General features: G+C 54.4%; 2 protein-coding genes and 1 pseudogene. All 3 read left to right on the top strand.

Annotated features, from left to right (window positions below; genetic code table 11):
• Positions 1-152: IS3 family transposase (locus HMPREF3169_RS13595; RefSeq protein WP_148132110.1), on the top strand; the 152-nt coding region annotated here is incomplete at its 5' end.
• A gap of 1 nt (position 153) precedes the next feature.
• Positions 154-517, top strand: a pseudogene (locus HMPREF3169_RS13395) (transposase).
• Entirely contained in the window at positions 514-1,230 is a 717-nt protein-coding gene (locus HMPREF3169_RS06585; RefSeq protein WP_168162317.1) for an IS3 family transposase, read from the top strand. The pseudogene HMPREF3169_RS13395 and the gene HMPREF3169_RS06585 overlap by 4 nt, the downstream one beginning before the upstream one ends.
• Positions 1,231-1,240: the final 10 nt, after the last annotated feature.

Below are 1,240 nucleotides of genomic sequence, written 5' to 3'. Positions count from 1 at the left end.
TTTATGGTGCTAAACGCATCGCCGCAAGCCTCAACAGTGATACGGATTTCGGCCCGATAAATCACAAGAAAGTTGCACGCATCATGAAATCCATGGGGTTAAAAGGCTTTAGCAAACGGCGTCGATGCATTACTACCAGGCGTAAGCCTTGAAGTGCCCCAGGTTTTGTTCCGTTTGAGTAGATGGGAAAATTTGGAACATGCCGAGAAAATTTGATCAGGATGCGAAGGACCGTGTGGTCCGTCTCGTGGAAGACCGCATCCTGGCGGAGAACATTTCCATGCAGGCAGCCTGCAAGATCGTGGCACCAAAGCTGGGCGTCTCGTGGCACACGGCGAGGCAATGGACGCAGGCCGCTCGTCGCGAAGGTCGTGTTGTGGAATCAATGCCCGAGGACCTTGCTGCAGAAAACGCACGGTTGCGTCGAGAAAATCAAGAGCTGCGGGACACCAACGAGTTGTTGAAAGCCGCTTCGGCTTTTTTCGCATCCGAACTCGACCCGAAACGTCGGAAATGATCCGGTTCATTGATGAGCATCGGAATCGTTTCTCAGTCGAGTTCATCTGCCAGACGTTAAACACCCATCGTGAAGGCGGCTTCCTTACTTCGCGCGGGTACCGCCAGTCTAAAGCCCGTGGATTAAGTGCTCGTCGCCTTCGCGATGCTGTGCTGATTGAACACATTAGTGCTGTTCATCGCGATAATTACGGTGTCTACGGTGTGCGGAAAATGTGGCATGCTCTCCGCCGTGACGGAATTGATATCGGTCGTGAACAAACTGCTCGGTTGATGCGCCTGGCCGGTGTTTCTGGCAAAGGCAAAGGCAGGTCACCTATCACAACCCGTAAGCCTAACGTGCCTGATCTGCGCCCAGACTTGGTAAATCGTGAATTTAGGGCTCCTGGCCCTCATCGGCTGTGGGTGGCGGACATTACCTACGTGCGCACCAGGAAAGGCTTTGTGTACACCGCGTTCGTGACCGATGTATTCTCCCGGAGGATCGTCGGATGGGCGCTGTCGGATTCGATGCGCACCGAAGCCTTGCCGCTGCAAGCGCTCAACCAGGCGATCGTGTGCGCCAAAGAAACAACGGGCTTGATTCACCATTCAGACCACGGCTCACAATATGTGAGCATCGTCTACAACGAGCGCCTGGCTGAGCACGGTATCGCAGCGTCGACTGGGACGGTGGGTGACTCCTATGACAAGGACCTGACCCCTGTTTGGTAGACACCTGATA

It is taken from the genome of Corynebacterium sp. HMSC08C04 (assembly GCF_001807495.1).
GTDB lineage: Bacteria > Actinomycetota > Actinomycetes > Mycobacteriales > Mycobacteriaceae > Corynebacterium > Corynebacterium simulans.
This window is presented reverse-complemented; position numbering and strand designations above follow the sequence as displayed.